Annotated in this window: 14 protein-coding genes and 2 pseudogenes; 10 read left to right on the forward strand and 6 right to left on the reverse strand. The window is 51.2% G+C overall.

What is annotated here, in order from left to right:
* Positions 1-116 precede the first annotated feature (116 nt).
* The 3 genes from cofH to ribA all read left to right on the forward strand — a co-directional run bounded on the left by cofH (position 117) and on the right by ribA (position 4,460).
* Positions 117-2,582, forward strand: coding sequence for a 5-amino-6-(D-ribitylamino)uracil--L-tyrosine 4-hydroxyphenyl transferase CofH (gene cofH / locus KRAC_RS41635; protein ID WP_007917781.1), 2,466 nt, complete (start codon positions 117-119; stop codon positions 2,580-2,582).
* Positions 2,583-2,667: 85 nt separating this feature from the next.
* Positions 2,668-3,819 carry a bifunctional diaminohydroxyphosphoribosylaminopyrimidine deaminase/5-amino-6-(5-phosphoribosylamino)uracil reductase RibD gene (gene ribD, locus KRAC_RS41640; protein WP_007917782.1) on the forward strand — a complete coding sequence of 384 codons (1,152 nt, stop codon included), beginning with the start codon at positions 2,668-2,670 and terminating at the stop codon, positions 3,817-3,819.
* A gap of 5 nt (positions 3,820-3,824) precedes the next feature.
* Complete coding sequence (ribA, locus tag KRAC_RS41645; RefSeq protein WP_007917783.1) at positions 3,825-4,460, forward strand: GTP cyclohydrolase II; 636 nt, start codon at positions 3,825-3,827, stop codon at positions 4,458-4,460.
* 178 nt (positions 4,461-4,638) lie between these two features.
* Here ribA and KRAC_RS77010 read toward each other — a convergent pair.
* A pseudogene (locus KRAC_RS77010) lies at positions 4,639-4,821 on the reverse strand (IS6 family transposase); the annotation flags it as partial.
* A gap of 233 nt (positions 4,822-5,054) precedes the next feature.
* Here KRAC_RS77010 and KRAC_RS41650 point away from each other — a divergent pair.
* Entirely contained in the window at positions 5,055-6,104 is a 1,050-nt protein-coding gene (locus tag KRAC_RS41650; protein ID WP_157507785.1) for an integrase core domain-containing protein, read from the forward strand.
* Positions 6,105-6,617: 513 nt separating this feature from the next.
* On the opposite strand, the gene KRAC_RS41655 is transcribed toward KRAC_RS41650, so the two are convergent.
* Positions 6,618-7,382 carry a class I SAM-dependent methyltransferase gene (locus KRAC_RS41655; RefSeq protein WP_007917789.1) on the reverse strand — a complete coding sequence of 255 codons (765 nt, stop codon included), beginning with the start codon at positions 7,380-7,382 and terminating at the stop codon, positions 6,618-6,620.
* A gap of 144 nt (positions 7,383-7,526) precedes the next feature.
* Between KRAC_RS41655 and KRAC_RS78700 the strand changes: the two genes are divergently transcribed.
* Complete coding sequence (locus KRAC_RS78700; protein ID WP_274532177.1) at positions 7,527-7,658, forward strand: hypothetical protein; 132 nt, start codon at positions 7,527-7,529, stop codon at positions 7,656-7,658.
* A gap of 384 nt (positions 7,659-8,042) precedes the next feature.
* Here KRAC_RS78700 and KRAC_RS41660 read toward each other — a convergent pair whose 3' ends face one another.
* From KRAC_RS41660 to KRAC_RS78705, 4 genes are all read right to left on the reverse strand, one after another.
* Positions 8,043-9,602 carry an ABC transporter substrate-binding protein gene (locus KRAC_RS41660; RefSeq protein ID WP_007917792.1) on the reverse strand — a complete coding sequence of 520 codons (1,560 nt, stop codon included), beginning with the start codon at positions 9,600-9,602 and terminating at the stop codon, positions 8,043-8,045.
* A gap of 319 nt (positions 9,603-9,921) precedes the next feature.
* Positions 9,922-11,673 carry a peptide ABC transporter substrate-binding protein gene (locus KRAC_RS41665; RefSeq protein ID WP_007917793.1) on the reverse strand — a complete coding sequence of 584 codons (1,752 nt, stop codon included), beginning with the start codon at positions 11,671-11,673 and terminating at the stop codon, positions 9,922-9,924.
* A 452-nt stretch (positions 11,674-12,125) separates the two neighbouring features.
* The gene (locus KRAC_RS41670; RefSeq protein WP_007917795.1) at positions 12,126-13,883 is read right to left on the reverse strand and encodes a peptide ABC transporter substrate-binding protein; all 1,758 of its coding nucleotides are present in this window, start codon (positions 13,881-13,883) and stop codon (positions 12,126-12,128) included.
* A gap of 366 nt (positions 13,884-14,249) precedes the next feature.
* Positions 14,250-14,378, reverse strand: coding sequence for a serine hydrolase (locus KRAC_RS78705; RefSeq protein WP_157507789.1), 129 nt, complete (start codon positions 14,376-14,378; stop codon positions 14,250-14,252).
* A gap of 98 nt (positions 14,379-14,476) precedes the next feature.
* On the opposite strand from KRAC_RS78705, the pseudogene KRAC_RS67470 reads away from it, so the two are divergent.
* The 5 genes and pseudogenes from KRAC_RS67470 to KRAC_RS41695 form a co-directional block, all read left to right on the forward strand.
* Positions 14,477-15,055, forward strand: a pseudogene (locus KRAC_RS67470) (IS6 family transposase); the annotation flags it as partial.
* Between the two features lie 66 nt (positions 15,056-15,121).
* Complete coding sequence (locus KRAC_RS41680) at positions 15,122-15,907, forward strand: IS6 family transposase (RefSeq protein ID WP_007917796.1); 786 nt, start codon at positions 15,122-15,124, stop codon at positions 15,905-15,907.
* 170 nt (positions 15,908-16,077) lie between these two features.
* A complete protein-coding gene (locus tag KRAC_RS41685; RefSeq protein ID WP_007917798.1) occupies positions 16,078-16,410 on the forward strand; it encodes a hypothetical protein in 333 nt (110 codons plus the stop codon).
* 150 nt (positions 16,411-16,560) lie between these two features.
* Complete coding sequence (locus tag KRAC_RS41690) at positions 16,561-16,842, forward strand: hypothetical protein (RefSeq protein ID WP_007917799.1); 282 nt, start codon at positions 16,561-16,563, stop codon at positions 16,840-16,842.
* A gap of 300 nt (positions 16,843-17,142) precedes the next feature.
* Positions 17,143-17,691 (forward strand): sensor histidine kinase, encoded by a 549-nt coding sequence (locus KRAC_RS41695; protein ID WP_244422491.1) that lies wholly within the window; start codon positions 17,143-17,145, stop codon positions 17,689-17,691.
* The last annotated feature ends 261 nt before the right edge of the window (positions 17,692-17,952 follow it).

Raw genomic sequence — 17,952 nt, forward strand, 5'->3', positions numbered from 1 at the left:
TGCTCTCAGTTCTGACAGAACCTGACAATACCGCCAAACATTCGGAATATGGAGTACATAAATTTTTGTTCATCTATAACGCAGGCTTTTTCTCTTACCAATGAAAGGAAACAGGCATGACGCAGAAGGCACTCGCAAGAGTTATTGATGCAGTCTTACAAGGACATGTCGTCTCAGATGTTGAGGCTCGCTCATTCGTTGATTTGACTGATCTTCCACCACTCCTTGCAGCCGCAGCGCAGCTTCGCGACCAGATTCACCATAATCGTATTTCTTACTCACGCAAAGTATTCATTCCCTTAACACAACTCTGTCGGGACGTTTGTCACTATTGCACGTTCGCACAACCACCACGGCCAGGCCAGAAAGCCTATCTGACGCGAGACGAAATCCTGGCAATTGCCCGGGCTGGTGCCGAGGCTGGTTGCCATGAAGCACTCTTTACCCTTGGCGATAAGCCAGAGCGACGTTATAAAGTTGCGGCACGAGAACTGATCGAATTAGGCCATGAAACAACCATCTCTTATTTAGCCGAGATGGCTGAACTTGTGTTCAGGGAGACTGGCTTATTGCCACACGCGAATCCAGGGGTCATGACGGCGGATGAGATTGCTCTGCTCAGACGCGTCTCTGTCTCACAAGGGATTATGCTAGAGAGTGCCTCCGAACGGCTCGGTGAGCGCGGAGGAGCACACTACGGTTCACCGGATAAACAACCACAGGTTCGCCTGGAAACCATTCGTCTGGCTGGTGAGTTGAAAGTGCCGTTCACTTCCGGCATTCTGATCGGCATTGGAGAGACACGACAGGAGCGCATAGAGTCGCTCCTCGCGCTCCGTACGCTCCATCAGCACTATGGCCACATTCAGGAGATCATTATCCAGAATTTCCGCGCCAAGCCAGGCACACGCATGGCCAACGCGCCCGAACCTGATTTAGACGATCTGCTCTGGACCCTGGCTATTGCCCGGCTTATTTTTGGCGGAACTATGAATATTCAAGCTCCCCCGAACCTGAGTCCCGGCGTCTATCAGCAATTGGTCAGCGCTGGCTTAAATGACTGGGGTGGGGTCTCGCCCGTCACGCCCGATCACGTGAATCCCGAAGCGCGCTGGCCACACCTGGAAGAACTGGCGGCGCGCACAGCCGAAACGGGAAAGATACTGGTTGAACGGCTGGCGGTCTATCCAACCTACACCCTCGATGCCCCACAATGGGAAGACCCGCAACTGCTCATGCCTCTTTTACATGCAAGTGATAGCGAGGGCTATGCTCGCACAAGCTCCTGGTCCCCAGGAGCACAGGTTGAGATTCCCGCTGACGAGCTGGCGCTGGCAACGCAGACACAGAACAGAGCAAATGAACATGTTTCTTCCGATGTGCAGGCGCTACTTGAGAAGGCGCTGGTGGCTGAGAGTCTGGCAGAGAGAGAGATCGTGCGCCTGTTTCGGGCACGCGGAGACGATTTTGCAGCAGTCTGTCGAGCTGCGAATACACTCCGCCAACGTCTGAATGGCGATGTTGTCTCATATGCCGTAAATAGAAACATTAACTACACGAACATCTGTTACTTTAAATGTCAGTTTTGTGCCTTCTCCAAAGGAAAATTAAGCGAAAATCTGCGAGGAACACCTTATGATCTTGGCCTGGACGAGATTGTCCGGCGAGCACAAGAAGCCTGGGCACGCGGTGCAACCGAGGTCTGTATGCAAGGGGGAATACACCCAGAGTATACAGGTGAAACGTATTTGAACATCTGCCGAGCAATTAAAGCGGCCTTGCCTGATATGCATATCCATGCATTCTCGCCGTTGGAAGTCTGGCAAGGCGCCCAAACGCTCGGTATCAGCCTGCATGACTTCCTGCTCCAATTGAAGGAGGCGGGTCTGAGCACTCTACCAGGAACCGCCGCCGAGATTCTGGACGATGAGGTACGCGCCGCGCTCTGTCCCGACAAAATCAAGACAGATGAGTGGCTACAGGTGATAGAAGAAGCGCACAACGTCGGGCTACGCACGACCAGTACGATTATGTATGGTCACATCGAGCAGCCCGTCCACTGGGCACGTCATCTTTTGCGGATAAAACAGCTGCAAGAGCGAACTGGTGGAATTACCGAATTTGTGCCGCTACCCTTTGTTCATATGGAGGCACCCATCTACTGGAAAGGACACGCCCGCAAAGGACCAACCTTCCGCGAAGCAGTGCTGGTGCACGCAATTGCACGCCTGGTTTTGTACCCCCACATTACAAATATTCAGGTCTCCTGGGTCAAAATGGGACGTGAAGGCATTCAGGCCGTCCTACAAGCTGGGGCAAATGATCTGGGAGGCACACTGATGAATGAAAGCATCACGCGAGCGGCTGGTGGTGAAATGGGGCAGGAATTACCACCGGAACAGATGGAGGAGATTATACGCTCGGTTGGGCGCATCCCTCTCCAACGCACCACGCTCTATCAACCGGCTTCGCAGGAACGACGCCAGGCGTCATTCAATGCCCCCGAGCTCCAACCCATCGTGCTGACGCCCGCCAAACGCTATACGCGCACGCGAGTCCACGCCAGCGCCAGGGAAAGCTGAGACCTGACCTTGCGGCATTCCTACACCAGTACAGGCGCTTTCTTGCCTGTACTGGTGTGCAACACCTGGGAGATTTTTTTTAGTTATGAGTGATCTGGAATTTATGCAGCAGGCCATAGCCTGCGCACATTCCGTTGAAGGGCACACCAGTCCGCGTCCGGCTGTCGGGGCTGTGATTGTCCGGGACAATCGAGTTATTGGACGCGGCGCAACTTCGCCGCCTTATGGACCACATGCCGAGATTCACGCTCTGAACGAAGCCGGTGCGACAGCAGCAAGCGGAGCGGATCTATATACGACGCTTGAACCGTGTTGCATTGCCATCCATACGCCACCCTGCACAAAAGCGATTATCGCGGCCGGGATTCGACGCGTCATTATTGGAGCGCTCGATCCTAATCCTCGGGTTAGTGGCCGCGGCGTTGCACAATTGCGTGAGGCAGGAATCAACGTTGTTACAGGCATCGCCCAGCAGGAAACGTCTGCCTTGATCCGACCCTTTGCAACCTATATTACGCAAGGGCGTCCTTATGTCACAGCAAAATGGGCTATGACCCTGGATGGCAAACTGGCCACCCACACTGGCGATGCGCATTGGATTAGCGGACCAGCAGCCCGTACCTGGGTCCACCAGCTCCGCGACCGCGTGGACGCTATTATGATTGGAGCGGGAACTGCTCACGCCGATAATCCGCTCTTAACTGTACGCCTGACTGAAGCTCAACGCGTTCACAAACGGACACCACGTCAAGATCCCTTGCGCATCGTCCTCTCGTCATATGGCAAGCTGGGTTCCCATCTCCATCTCCTCCAAGAGCAACTTGCGCCAGGAACCTGCGTCATGGTCAGCGAGACCAGTTCTCTCCAACAGCGCGAGGACTTGCGCCAGCGGGGAGTTCAGGTCATCGAGGTTCCCGCAAACAAAACCGGACAGGTTGATCTCGTTGCCGCGCTCAACATTCTGGCTCAAAAAGGGATCATGCATCTCCTCCTGGAAGGCGGGAGCAATTTACTTGGCACTGCCTTTGGGCACAACCTTATCGATCATGTCGCGGCCTTTATCGCACCGAAGCTTATTGGAGGAGCAGGCTCACCATCTCCCATTGGTGGTTCGGGACTGGCGGTAATGCAACATGCTCTCCGCCTCCAGGGTGTCTCAATCCAGACCATCGATGAAGATCTGCTGATCGAAGGTGAGATACCCCACATAGTAGAACAAACCACGACAGGAAATTAGCGTATATGCAATCATCAATCAATCTACTCTCTGAAACACAGCTACCAACCAGGGAAGCGCTTTTTCGCCTGCGCTACTACGAAGAAAGCATGAGTGGAGAGGCATATCTTGTCCTGCTCCTGGGTGATCTTGAACAGAGCCAGGACAATCCGCCTTTATTACGTCTTCACTCATCCTGTACAACAGGCGATATTTTTGGCTCACTGCGCTGCGATTGCCAGGCCCAGATGCACGCCGCCTTGCGAGCTATTGCCCAGGAAGGTCGGGGAATCTTCCTCTATCTCCCCCAGGAGGGACGTGGGATTGGCCTGGCAGGCAAACTGCAAGCCTATAAATTGCAAGAGCAGGGCTATGACACTGTTGACGCTAATCAACACCTTGGCTATCCCGTTGATGCGCGTAGCTATACAACTGCGGTCGCTATCTTACAAGAGATGCAGATTACCCACGCACGCCTCATGACGAATAACCCTGAAAAAATCGAGGCCCTGCAAGCACATGGCATTCACGCAGAACGCGTTCCTCTGGAGATTCCGCCCAACGCGAGCAATATCTTCTACCTCCGGACCAAACGTGAGCGTATGGGGCACTTGCTGACCATTTTGCCCGAAAGAAAAGATATTGACCCTAAACTTCTGTAATAATGGCGTCCATTCTCCCACGGGATACGCAACGAGACAGGCGGAATCTTTACGACATGTCAACAGTAATAGTAGGGGGAGGAGAGCCGTCAGGCTCATCAAGCATCTCCAGAGGGATGTGTCAGAACTGAAAACACAGAAGATCACAAGACGTGCTTCATCTTCAACCTGAATCTGTTTAGGCGACCAGCAACATGGTTTTCAAGGCATCCAATCGTTGGCAGAAGAGATGACGTTGGTCAGCGAGGGAAACATGTTGCTTTCTCGTGGTCCGAAACCGAAAGAACTGGCGTACCTCGTCAAATGCCCTGCAGAAGCGAGAGGCCGAGGTGAAGTTTCCAAATCCACGCATCGGGTAATAGCTGTGCTAGCTACTTGGGACATCCGTTCGATAAATCGGCCTGTTGTGTATGACGAAGTGAGCTTTCTTGTCAAAGCACGTGGGATGCGCGTACAATCAATAGGGTCCATTCTGCGTATGAGCTCCGACCATACGCCGTTCTCACAAAGAAGAGGTTTCTATTTGTGCTGTGTCTCTTTTCCTCGATCAAGCAATGTGTCTCTTTTTGCTTCCATACGCTTCAAGAACATGTTTTGCGTTGGATCAAACCATCGACAACTTCCTTTGTACTCGGCACGTTCGCCGATCTGACGCGCGGCAAAGCCGAACTACTTGCGGAAAATGCACTCTTGCGACAACAACTGATCATTCTGCATCGAGAGGTCAAGCGACCAACCTATCGGAAGACGGATCGTCTTCTTCTGGTGCTCCTTGCCAGGATGGTCAGAACCTGGAAACAGGCGCTTTTGCTTGTCCAGCCAGAGACGCTCCTCCGCTGGCACCGTGAGCTTTTCCGTCTGTTCTGGAAGCGCACATCGAAGGCGCATGAGAGAAAGCCGAAGCTCTCGTCCGAGACGATCAGCTTGATCAAGGAGATGGCCGCAAACAATCGGCTCTGGGGAGCGGAAAGTATTCGCGGTGAGCTTCTCAAACTCGATATTCGGGTGAGTAAACGCACGATTCAGAAATATATGAGACCCATCCGCCGCAAAAGGCTGAGTGGACAGACCTGGAAAACGTTCCTGCGCAACCATGCGGCAGAAATATGGGCATGCGATTTCCTGCAGGTCCCTGACCTCTTCTTCCGCCCGCTTTTTGCGTTCTTCATCATCGAGTTGCAATCGCGAAAGGTCATTCATGTCAATGTGACGCGCTCTCCCAGCGATCCCTGGGTAGCGCAACAGTTGCGAGAAGCGACTCCCTATGGACACGCGCCAAATTATCTGATCCGGGATAATGATCGCAAATTCGGGCCGGAATTCGCGCGAGTAGCAACCACGAGCTGCATCAACGTCCTTCGAACGCCGTACCGAACCCCACAAGCGAATGCCATCTGTGAACGCTTTCTGGGAAGTGTGAGACGAGAATGCTTGGATCACTTCCTGATCTTCCAGGAAAAGCAGCTGTACCGCCTTCTCAAAGCGTATGTCGTGTACTTCAACCAGGCTCGACCGCATCAAGGGTTGGGACAGCGAATTCCCGATCCATCGATTCCGTCTACTCCTCTCCCGAACTCATCGAACCAGGTGAGCGCCATTCCTGTGTTGGGTGGCTTACACCACAACTACCGCAGAGCAGCATAAACACTGGCAAGCATATACCCCAAAAAGTATGTGTAGCCCGTAAAATATCGAATGTGGCATCTGAACATTCTTTGCCCGTTTTCCCTCATCGGACAAAAGAACAGGTTATTTCTCTGCTTCATTACCGAGATCGGTGCTTCTCTGCTCATGAAGCAAAGGCCTCACCTTGCTTGGCAGTGCGTCTCTTTGTGAAAGCAATGTGGAAGACGAGAGCGTATCCTGGACCATTTATCCGATCTTATGAACAGATATTCCAAGTAGCCAACACAGGTGTTTGTTTTCATGCTCGCACTCTGTCACAAGATTTGTTTTCTGGTCAAGCCCATAGCCAAGTTGACAGTATCTGTGGAAGTACGCGTGGAGCAAAGTCTCTCTGCCAACCCAACGGTTGCGCCTGCATCCCTGTCCCGTACGCAACGGGCCCATTCTCGGCTCTCGTGGACTGTGCGGCTGGCTCGCAATGCGCGAGAGCCTTCTGCTCCTGCTGTGGCTCTCACCCTGTTTGGAGTGCCCTCAGCCACGGCTTATATTCTCGGCCTGGGGACCATCTGAGAGATGGGCACGGATCAGAAGGAGCGTAGGGATTTCGCGGTTGCCTGGCACTCGCTCAGCTTGTCTGTCAGAGGGTCCAGGTTCGAGGGTGCGCTCAAGTGCAAAACCTGCGGCGGCGAGCTGGTTGAGGTACGTGCTGAGCATGCGATGATAGTCTCCAACCCGGCTACGGACTCCATCTGGGTTCGATGAGAACCATTGACGTTCGTCAAAATAGCCAGTGACGGTCCTGCCGAGTGGATGCTCAGGATCAGACAACGATGTCCACTGAGCGTGAGGGGACTCGAAACACGGGTGAGGAATGGCAAAGACCAGCCAGCCTCCTGGCTTGAGAATCCGTCTGACACTCTGAAAAGTGGCTTGAAGATCAGGAATATTGATCAGTGCCATAACACAAACACAACCAGTAAACTGATGGTCGCTCAGCCCCTCTGCACGTTGAGCGTCTCCTTGAACATATCCAATTCCCAGCGGCTCCTGCTCTTCATAACGTTGGGCGAGTGCCAGCAGGTTCGGGGCCAGATCAAGACCGATGACCTGCGCTCCACGTCGGGCCAACTCGCGCGCCACCCAGCCTTGTCCGCAGGCCAGGTCACAAATGACTTCCCCCTCGACCTCTCCGACAAGCGTGAGCAGACCCGGCAAGATCACTTCCATGTAGACAGGTCTCTCGCGCAGAAACTGATCATACCATTGGGCGATATCATTGTAAGAAGCTCGTGTCATAGCTCTCTCCTTGCTTGATGGCGACTATCTCCTCCTGGCAGTATATCATCTCGACTTCTTTGAGGAAGATGCTCCAAAAGAGCGGCATGGGATCTGAGAACACCTCGTTGCGCAAGTCGTGGGCTTTCGATCCTGGTGCGCAAGGTGCTTAGACGTGGATCCTTCCCGAGCGTTGACGACTTGCAGGCCAAAGTCCTGGCCTTCATCGACTACTATAATGTTACCACGGCCAAGCCCTTCCAGTGTACCTCTCAAGGCAAGGCGTTGATCATCTAAACCATCCAAGGATTTTGGTTCCCATGTACTAGTACATTAAACGAAGGGAATATGGCCGAGCCAGCATTCCACTCCTGCGTCAACGTGTCCTTCACGCCCTGTAGCGTCTTCTCTCCGTTCAGTATGGAAGGGAAAACTAAGCGAGCACTATTTCACCAAACCTGTGTATGATCCTGGAATTGATTCAAACAACACAGACACTCCCGTGCTTTTGCCTGGGAGTGTCTTCAGACGTCGCTTCAAAGGCTTCTAGATATCTCTCCGACCATTACGCCCTTGGAACATCGCTTGTGATGTGCTAAGGGCGCTTCCTACCACATTGTACGGGAATGCTCTGCCCAGGACCGATCTGATAATCTTCGTATTACCAGGAGAATCCCTTTGCTATGGGTGAAGATACACCCGAGCGAAATTTATGATAGCTGAAGACTGTAATGTAAAATTCTGCACGTTAGTCGTCGTAGCCTGGACAGCAACTCCATGATAGAGAAAGATCCAGGTTGCATCTTGCAGTATTAATTGCTGGGCCTTCTGATAATCAGCAGCACGTTCTTTCTGATTATTGGACACACGTGCCGCATCCAGCAGAGAGTCAACCTGAGGGTCTGTGAACTGTGTGTTATTGAGTCCACCGCCGGTATGAAACCAGGTATAGGTGTTACCATCAGGATCTGGACGACCACTCCAGAAAAACATACCTGCCTGATAGTTATGTGCCTGGGCATCACTGAACTCGGCGGCAGCTGTCTCTTGCTTGATTATCACTGTAATTCCTGCTGGTTGCAATTCCGCTTGAATAAATTGTGCCTCCTGTGCAATGAGCGGAGAACCGCTTGCAATCAACAGTGTAAAGGAGACACCGTGCGGCTTGCCTGCGAGCGCGAGTTCAGCTTTCGCTTTGTTAATATCATATGTATAAGGTACAAAGTTCTTGTCATAGGCCCAACTACTCGGCGGAACAGGACCATTGGCAACAACTCCAACATTCTTCAAGACAGTATTCAGTATCTCTTGTCGATTCACGCCGTATTCGATTGCTCGCCGCACATGAACATTATCCAATGGTGCAGCTTTTGCGTTGATTTCGATGCCATAGAAACTCTGTGCTGGGATCTGTTTGTAGACAAGATTAGGCGCTGTTTTCGCCATCCCGATATCAGTCGGATCGACAGAATCGGCAACATTAATCGTCCCAGTTTGCAGGTTGTTAAACCGCTGAGTACCATTCGTGATTGGGCGGTAGGTAATGGCATCCAGATAGGGTAGCTTATTCCCCTGCGCATCTTTCTGCCAGTAGCCTGGATTCTTTTTGATGATAAGATGATCGCTTTTCATCCAACTACTAAACATAAAAGGTCCAGTTCCTGCGCCTACAGGATCATTCGCGAAATTGGCACCTGCTTTCTTTACAGCTGTCGGTGATACAACCATACCCGCACGATCGGACAAGGTTGCTAACAGTGGAGAGAAAGGCGCTTTCAAATTAAAAGCAACATGAGTTGCATCTACAGCTTGGACTGACTTGACACTGGATAACTCGCTATAGCGTGGTGACGATGGAGTAGATAAAATACGATTGATATTAAAGACAACGGCATCAGCGTTAAAAGTCGCTTTATCCTGAAATTTCACACCAGTGCGCAGTGTAAATATCAGGTGTGTAGGTGAAGTGTATGACCAGGAAGTTGCAAGGTCAGGAAGAATATTATTTTGTTGATCAACCTGTACCAGCGTGTCGTACATATTCAACATTATCTGTCGGTCAACGAACGAAGATGAGCGTAATGGATCAAGTGTTACAACATCTTGCCCCAGACCAACACTAATGGTACCGCCTGATTTCGTTTGAGACGTTGCACTGTTGTCTTGCCCACAGGCTGTCAGGATCAGCGCCGAAATAAGAAAAATGGCAGTGATCGTAAGCACCCATGTGCGTGCGAACATAGACCTGCTCATACGTTCCAATCTATTATGCATCACGGGTCAGTTTCTCCAATTCTCAATGGACGATATGTACATGAATAGTGGGGCCCGAGTATTAATGGACCGGAAAACCACGTTAAGAGCTTGTAGGACTCTTACACAATTTAGGAGATAAGCACATCAATAGAACGATGAGAAGCCATTCTTTGTGCTCAAAAACGCGAGGAGCTTTCAACGATAAGCTCATCCTTCACCTGAATTGTGTAAGAGCCAACTTTTCAGCTTATTTACCGGTTAGTGCTTACGCAAAGCAGAATCGTCACAAATGATCATCTAACGACTATTTGTATGTATCGGTGTTCGCGCAGGGTGTGGCCTTAGAGATGTAGATCTGAGACCAGCTCACCGAAGAGGGCATACCATACGCTTCAGCGGGTACACCCTGTACGCAGGTCTTATAGACCTGGGCAGCTTTTGGCTGATAGACTGGAAGCCAGGCCACATCATTGATCAGTTGCTGCTCTGCCTGGTTGTACTGCTGAAAACGCTCGTTACGAGTGGTATTGCCGTCGGCCTGAGCCATCAAGGCCTGATTTTGCTGCTGGGTGGCGGCGGCGCTGGTCTTGTTGTTACCATAGTTCATGTAGTTGTACGATGAGCCTTTGCCGAAGACATAGGTGAGCGAGTAGAGCGGGTCGGGCGTACCTGATTGCCAGCCGATACGCCACATTTGCAGGCCATTGGGGTTATTTATCGCGTTCACCATATCGTCGAGCAGTTTGTTGAAGTCGATCGCGTTAATCTTGACGCTGATACCCAGGTTATTCTGCCACATCTGCTGAGCAACCGTAACCTCCTTGGCGATATCAGATGAGCCCGCACTGACGCTTAGCGAGATCTGGGGGAAGGTCGCAGGAGTATAGCCCTCTTCTTTCATACCTTCTTCCAGGAGTTGGCGAGCCTTGGTCTTATCTCCCTTCAGAGAGGTAACACCGAGCGGCCCCGCCAGATTTTGGTTATAGCCGGGAGTGCCTTGGGGGACAATATGATTCGTAGCGCTTCCATCGTCCTTGTAGACACTGTGAACAATAGCCTCCTTATCCAGGGCAAGGGCAAAGGCCTGGCGGATCTTAATATTATCGAAGGGCTTGACCAGGTAGTTCATTGTGTAATATGAGATAGTTGGCTCAAGCACCTGGCGAAACTGCTTATTCGGCAGGTTTCTGGCGGCATCAAGCGAGGAGGACGGAACCGGAGCCATGCTTACCTGGCTGGTCTGATAGGCCCTGTAGGAAGTATCACTATCTTTATAGAAAACCATCACTATCTTCTTAAGCTGTGGCTTCGCGCCATTGTAATTGGGGTTGGGAATAAAGGTGATATCGACGCCCTTATCATACTTCTGGACAGTCCAGGGGCCCGAACCAGCACCCTCGCTGATATGATCGACAAATTTCGGGCCGTACTTATCGAACAGTTTTTTGCTGATTATGACGTTACTACCTGAGAGGGTATAGGCAAAGTAGGGCTGTGCCTTACGACTGGTGATGATCGTGACGGTTTGGGGATCAGGAGCCAGGAGACTATCATTGATAAGAGTTTTGATTTGGCCGCTTTGCAGCTTATCGTAGTCCTTAATCATGTCCAGGCTAGAGGCGGAGCCAGATTTGGTCTCAGGAAGGAGGTAGCGGTTGATACTAAAGACCACATCCTCTGAGGTTAGCGGGGAACCATCGCTAAACTTGAGATTGGGTTTGAGCTTAAAGGTCCAGGTAACGCCATCGGGGGCAACACTATACGATTGCGCGAGATCATAGACCAGCTCTTTCTTATCATTAAGCGTCAAAAGCCCACTAAAGACCAGCTTGGTGGCGTCATTAGAGGGCACATCTGTGACAAGAGCTGGATCGAATGTCTTGATGTCAGCTACATAAGTCTCGGGAAAGATAAAGGTTTGCTTGTCACCGGCAGCCTTCTCGGTGTTCGATGTCTGTGATGGAGCACTCCCACCGCAAGCGACCACGATAAAGGCAAGTGCACAGAAAAATAGAACCGGTAAGAGGCGACGAACAGCAGGCTTGTGCGATAGCATGTCAACATCTCCTTTCGCAAAAAACAGAGGAATTGCAAAATATGGAACGGACACATACCAGATGGGGCAACTGGCAGAGCAGTAACCTGAACGACGCTCTTTACGAGAACAATGTAGGAATGCACTATTCCCGCACTATTTTATTTACAACGCACGCTCGCAGGAGTGGCACCCGAACCAATACGCTATCTATCACTATACGTAGCGCCTTGCTGCGATATAACCGCGGTAAACAAAACAACCTGCCAGGCAACATCTACTATATAGGGTTGTGTTGCAAAAAAATTGAGCCGAGAAAATGAAGCAGGTAATGACGGCACGAGAATCATTTCCTCGGAGAAAGAGTGCATATTCTGCAGTCCATTCCTGGAGAAATATGTTCAAGTACGCTTGATTTGCTGAGCTTTCAATTTTGCAACACGACCCTCTCTCGCGAGTCAAGAATGCAGATTTTATTTATAGGCACTGGTGTTCGCGCAAGGTGTATCGCCGGACTTGTAGATGTTCGCCCAGTTCTGTGGAGAAGTGATACCTTGTGCGTTGTCTACAAAGCCTTTGACGCAGGGTTTGCGAACGTAGCTCGCCGTGCGCTGATCGATGGGAATCCAGGCAACATCATCAACCAGTTGCTGCTCGATCTTGTTGTATTGGGCCATGCGCTCGTTCGTGTTCTGATTGGCATCAGCCTTTGGCATCAGATCTTGATTCGTCTTTTGCTGGGACGCATCTTGGGAGTTCCCTTTACCATAGTTGGTCTGGTTATAAGGCGAGCCATTCCCGAAGAGCAGGCTGGTCCAGTCTTGTGGGTCAGGGTAGTCGGCACCCCAGGCAATAGCCCACATCTGCAATCCCTTGGCATTCCCGGATGCCGCAGTCGTGTCGTCAAGCAGTTTATTGAAGTCTTCATCGTTAATGCTGACATCGATGCCGAGGTTGTCCTTCCACCGCTGCTGGATGAACTGAAACTCGTCCTTTGAGGATTGCAAGCCACCGGTGGCAGTGGTCAGGATGATGCGCGGAAAGTTCGAGGTTGTATAGCCCTCTTCCTTCATGCCTTCCTGCAAAAGTTGTCTGGCCAATGTTTTATCGCCCTTGGTCCCCTTAACACCAGCGGGACCAGAGAGACTCTCGTTATAGCCGGGTTGGCCCTGAGGGATGATATGGTTGGTGGCAATGCGTGCATCTTTCCAGATGTTGTGTGAGATGGTATCTTTGTCAATAGCGAGAGCGAAGGCCTGGCGGATCTTCACATTATTGAAGGGCTTGACCAGATAGTTCATCGCAAGGTAATCGATGGAGAGCTGCGGGAACTGATGATATTGTTTGCTGGGCAGGGCGCGTGCCTGTTCCAGGTTGGCTGTTGGCACTCCCACATAGTCGAGCTGGTTAGACTGATAGGCTTTATAGGCCGTTTGCGGGTCTTTATAGAACGCATAGACTAACTTCTGCAACTGTGGTTTAGGTCCCCAGTAGTTCTGGTTGGGCACAAAACTGATCTGTTTGCCGCCGATGTGCTGATCCAGCTTGAAGGGGCCGGAAACGCCGCCCTCATTGAGGTGCTTGAGCCAGTCAGTATCACCGTACTTCTGTATGAAGCTCTTTTCTACGATATAGGAGGTGGGGTAGGTAAACGCTTGGAGAAAATATTGTGCCTTGGATTCGGTGACAATCTTGACTGTAGTGGGATCTGGCGCGAAGAGACTATCATTGATGAGAGACTTGACCTTGCCCGTATTGCGATTGGTGGCGTCCTTGATCAGAGCAAGGTAGGACGGAGCAACGGTAGACTTCAGTTCTGGCTTGAGTGCGCGATCGATGCTAAAGATAACATCCTTAGAAGTGATGGGGTTCTCATCGCTGAACTTGAGGTTTGGCCGCAGCTTGAAAGTCCAGGTACGTCCATCTGGAGAGGTGGTCCAGGACTGCGCCAGTTCGCCGTAGACTTCCAGTTTGTCGTTGAGTTGTACCAGACCCACGAACATCGTACTTAGAGCACTAATAGAAGGACCGTCGGTTGAGAGTGCCGGGTCAAGCGTAGCGACATCGGAGATGCCACTGAGCGGAGAGATGTAGATCTGTTTGTCGGCGGAGAGCTTATTGCTAGCACCAGTGCTGTTCCCTGAAGGACCACCGCATGCGACAATGAGCATGGTCAACATGAAGAGGACAGCTGGCAGCAAGTTGCCAGCAAGCGTTTTGCCAGGTTTCATCCGTGAATACTCCTTGTATAAGATAAGATACACTGAGCCATTCAGGCTTTTTCGATTGTGAACCTCCTTTATAAGGCTATTGTGAAATATCAGCAGCTTCCACTCATAATCACAAATGGGTACGCGGTATTTTCAAATTCCTTGTACTAGCAATATATTGCCGGCTCGGGATTATTACGCTCGTCAGAGGACGAGAGGATAAGGCCTCTCAGGAACACGTATGCGCCACTGCCTCGCTGGTATCATTGAGCAAGCATATTCATACAAGGTGCACAATCATATGCGCTTATCACAAGGATACCGTCCACTTGCTTGCCTTACAAGGGGCAAACTTACCGATGATTGTGAGTGTGTCTTGTGCAAATTTTACAGAGAACGTGCTAGAATGCCCTGTTCTCTGAGACTAAGCTCGCCCTCTTCATCCAACGTCAAGGTAGCGGCAGCGACGATCGGTTTCGTCATTGAAGCTATACGAAAGATCGTCTTGCTCTTCATGGGAAGCTGGGATACGTCAGGACTGAGAACAAGGATAGTGGAAATCAGTCTTGTGATACACTGATAGTCCTAGAGGACATCATTATAAGGAGAGCATTATGAACTGCCCGCACTGCGCATCCCCAACCACGAAAGAACAGCGCAAGAAAACGACACTCGGCTATTCCACGTTCTCCTGCATGAGATGTCACCGCACCTTCAACGAGCGAACTGGTACTCCCTTCAATTATCTCGAATATCCGACCGATATCGTGCTTCTCGTCGTCCTGTGGCGGCTTCGCTACAAGTTGAGCCTGCGTGATCTCGCTGAAATATTTTTGGAACGCGGTTTTGTGTTCACACATGAGACCGTTCGAGAATGGGAAGCTCGTTTTGCCCCTTTACTAGCGGAGAGACTGCGCACCAAGCGACGCGGACAAGCGGGTTGATCCTGGTATGTCGATGAAACCTACGTCAAAGTGCATGGGAAGTGGTGTTATCTGTATCGAGCCATTGATTCGGATGGCAACTTGGTGGATTCGCGCTTGAGCGAGAAACGAGATATGGAGGCTGCTCAGGGCTTTTTTCAGCAAGCACTCCAGACAGTTGGCCATGCACCAGAGCAAGTGACGACGGATGGGCATGGCTCCTATCCACGAGCGATTCGCGAAACACTTGGTAGCGACGTTCTCCATCGGGTTGTGTTGCAAAAAGAAAGCTGATCTGTTAGAGTGAGTGGAAAAGAAGAAAAATGAGGATCCATCATGGCAGAACAGCACCCGTTCAAATGGCGTCATTTTGAGGCCGACCTCATTCTCCTGTGTGTACGATGGTATCTGCGCTATACACTCAGCTATCGCGACCTCGAAGAAATGATGCGGGAACGGGGACTCTCTGTCGATCATACCACGATCTATCGCTGGGTGCAGCACTACGCTCCGGAACTAGAAAAGCGCTGTCGGCCTCATCTCAAAGCATGCAATGACTCCTGGCGCGTTGATGAGACCTACATCAAGATCAAAAAGGTGTGGTTCTACCTCTACCGTGCAGTGGATTCAGATGGCCAGACCCTGGAGTTCCTCGTAAGCTCAACACGCGACGCCGAGGCTGCCAAACGCTTCTTCCTCAAAGCGCTACACGGTCCTGCGTGTTCAGTTCCTCATGCTCGTCTGCTTGAGGAGCCAGTGAGCCAGCCCACCGTTTCGGCTCTCCCCACCACCACGACGCCAATTCCACGAGTGATCAACGTCGATAAAAACGCAGCCTACCCCAAAGCACTTGCCGATCTGAAAGTCGCTGGGATCCTTCCAGAAACTGTCGAACTGAGGCAAGTGAAATACCTCAACAATCTCATTGAGCAAGACCATCGGTTCATCAAACGGCTGACGAAGCCAGGGATGGGCTTTTTCTCTTTTGAAACGGCATGGCGAACCTTAGAAGGATACGAGGTGATGAATATGATGAGAAAAGGGCAGTTGCAAGGGGTGGGAAAAGGGGATGTGAGAGGGCAGATTGCGCTGGTCGCCAAACTGTTCGGAGTGGCAGTCTAAGAAAGGTTGAGAGAGTCGCTCATGTTCAAATTCTTTCCTCGTACTTTTTGCAACACAACCCGTTTTTCCCCTCTCTATGGAGGCCAGACATACCCCCCTCTGAATTCCCCTAAGTAGGGAAGCTAGCTGTGTTTGTGTGGCGTGGTAGGACGGTGGTAAGGAGGTGTCTCATGTCGAAAGAATTGATTAGATGCACCTGTGAAGCCCATGCGATGTATGTGTGTCTTGCGTGTGAGGAATACCTGTGTGAGTTGTGCGCTGAAGCCTGTCTACAGGATCATCCCGACAATGTATTGGCTATCACCGATTTGACACCTGAAGAGGTTGAAGAGACGATGTTCATCCCGACGCATTGCCAACTGTGCGGGAAGCAGACAGACATGTTTCGTCCCGTTGAAGCGCCACAAGATCCTGACGATATGGTGTGGGCATGTGGTGAATGTGTGAAGTATGGGGGCCTTACTGATGAGGCCCGGAGTGAAGGTTTTTGTTATCAGAGATAGGCCCAGGAAAGCTTTCTTAATCGGTCAAACCGTACGGAATGAGTCGCCTTTCCCCAGCGTGTTCGACTGTCCTTTGAGCAAGTCTACATCTTGCTCCGGCCCTTCGTCGAGTAGGCTTGTTTCAATATGAACGTAGAAGGAAGTGAGAACATGAGACGGTTTATGCTCGTCACCGAACTCAACCTGATCAATGGTATAGAGTTTGACTCTGGCAGGGTCGCGCTCGATCAGTGCGACTCGATTGGCCTGGGGTCGGTTGATTGTGAGAGTCATAGCAGTATCGAGTCTCTGATAAATGCCTACAGCCTCTCGCCTATCATCTGGTTTAAGACGCTTGATATCACAGATGAGCAGAGGAAGAAGGCAGAGATAATCCGCCGCCAATGGGTAACGAATGGATATCAATATGAGCCAAGAGAGGTTGAGCTATAGTGACGACTCCCCACGGCTAGAGCCCTGTCTTTTCTACACAAATGACAAACGGAGATGAGAAGCGAGATAAACCCTTTCAAGCAGGGTTTGGACACGAAGCCAGCCCTTCCAAAGCGTTTTCCAGCCGGGAGGACCATCGCTGCGACGAGCTAAATAGCCCCCATTTGAGCAATGGCTTTCCAAGCGGCTTGTATTGTCATCTGCATAGGTGACTGACCAGTTTGCGCCGCGATGACGGCGAGCACATCTGCTCAATAGCAAGAATGAGGTATCCTCTTGAGAGGATGTCCTCTCGCCACCTTGAAATACCAGCCAGGGAGACACCACCTTGCAAATGCAGCTCCCCGATGGCCGCTCCATCTCCTTGACCCCAGAGCAGGCCCTGGACGCGCGTTGTCTGGCTCTCTCCGTCAGCAAGTTATTGAAGAACAACAATCGCAGACAGATCGTTCGATTGATCTGCGACTGCCTGCTGATCCTGTGGTCGTGCAAGCCGACGATAGACGGGTCTCTCAGGTCGTGAGCAATCTGGTCACCAATGCCCTCAAATATTCCCCTGCGAACACGCCCATAGGCGTGGAGATAAGCCAGAGACCAGGAGAGGCCATCCTTGCGGTTTCCAATGAAAGCCCTGTGCTTTCCCAAGAACAGCAGAAGACGCTTTTTGAACCATTCTATCGCAGTCCTGAAGCGCGATCCTCTGCGACACCCGGATGGGGACTGGGACTTGCCATTTGTAAAGAAATTGTTCTGCAGCATAGTGGGCGCATCTGGGTAGAGTCTTCGGAGGAAAAGGGGACAATCTTCTTTATCGCCTTGCCTCTTCCAACGAGTTCGGAAAGCGCATAGCCCAGAAACGGGCTCGCGGCAGGTATGGGGCACCAGACAAAAGAGTTCCAATTTACAAGATGGCAAGAGAAGAAGTGAGATCTGGAGCGGTTTCCCCAGTCACGTTTCTGCTAGTGCTCACTCTTGGGGCAATTGCTCACGTTTGGAGTCTGGCACAGATTCGGTGATTCAAAATGATTGGATGACACTTGCCCCCTGTGCTTGAACTGCTCGCCTATACTGACGTTGGGAACTATTCCATACGACGCATCGGCTATCAAA

The sequence above is a fragment of the Ktedonobacter racemifer DSM 44963 genome (assembly GCF_000178855.1).
Lineage (GTDB): Bacteria > Chloroflexota > Ktedonobacteria > Ktedonobacterales > Ktedonobacteraceae > Ktedonobacter > Ktedonobacter racemifer.

Excerpts from the sequence above, each read along its gene's own strand:
- cofH (WP_007917781.1), top strand. The coding sequence starts at position 117 with ATGACGCAGAAGGCACTCGCAAGAGTTATTGATGCAGTCTTACAAGGA.
- ribD (WP_007917782.1), top strand. The coding sequence starts at position 2,668 with ATGAGTGATCTGGAATTTATGCAGCAGGCCATAGCCTGCGCACATTCC.
- ribA (WP_007917783.1), top strand. The coding sequence starts at position 3,825 with ATGCAATCATCAATCAATCTACTCTCTGAAACACAGCTACCAACCAGG.
- KRAC_RS41655 (WP_007917789.1), bottom strand. The coding sequence starts at position 7,382 with ATGACACGAGCTTCTTACAATGATATCGCCCAATGGTATGATCAGTTT.
- KRAC_RS41660 (WP_007917792.1), bottom strand. The coding sequence starts at position 9,602 with ATGTTCGCACGCACATGGGTGCTTACGATCACTGCCATTTTTCTTATT.
- KRAC_RS41665 (WP_007917793.1), bottom strand. The coding sequence starts at position 11,673 with ATGCTATCGCACAAGCCTGCTGTTCGTCGCCTCTTACCGGTTCTATTT.
- KRAC_RS41670 (WP_007917795.1), bottom strand. The coding sequence starts at position 13,883 with ATGAAACCTGGCAAAACGCTTGCTGGCAACTTGCTGCCAGCTGTCCTC.
- KRAC_RS78705 (WP_157507789.1), bottom strand. The coding sequence starts at position 14,378 with ATGAAGAGCAAGACGATCTTTCGTATAGCTTCAATGACGAAACCGATC.
- KRAC_RS41680 (WP_007917796.1), top strand. The coding sequence starts at position 15,122 with ATGGCAGAACAGCACCCGTTCAAATGGCGTCATTTTGAGGCCGACCTC.
- KRAC_RS41685 (WP_007917798.1), top strand. The coding sequence starts at position 16,078 with ATGTCGAAAGAATTGATTAGATGCACCTGTGAAGCCCATGCGATGTAT.
- KRAC_RS41690 (WP_007917799.1), top strand. The coding sequence starts at position 16,561 with ATGAGACGGTTTATGCTCGTCACCGAACTCAACCTGATCAATGGTATA.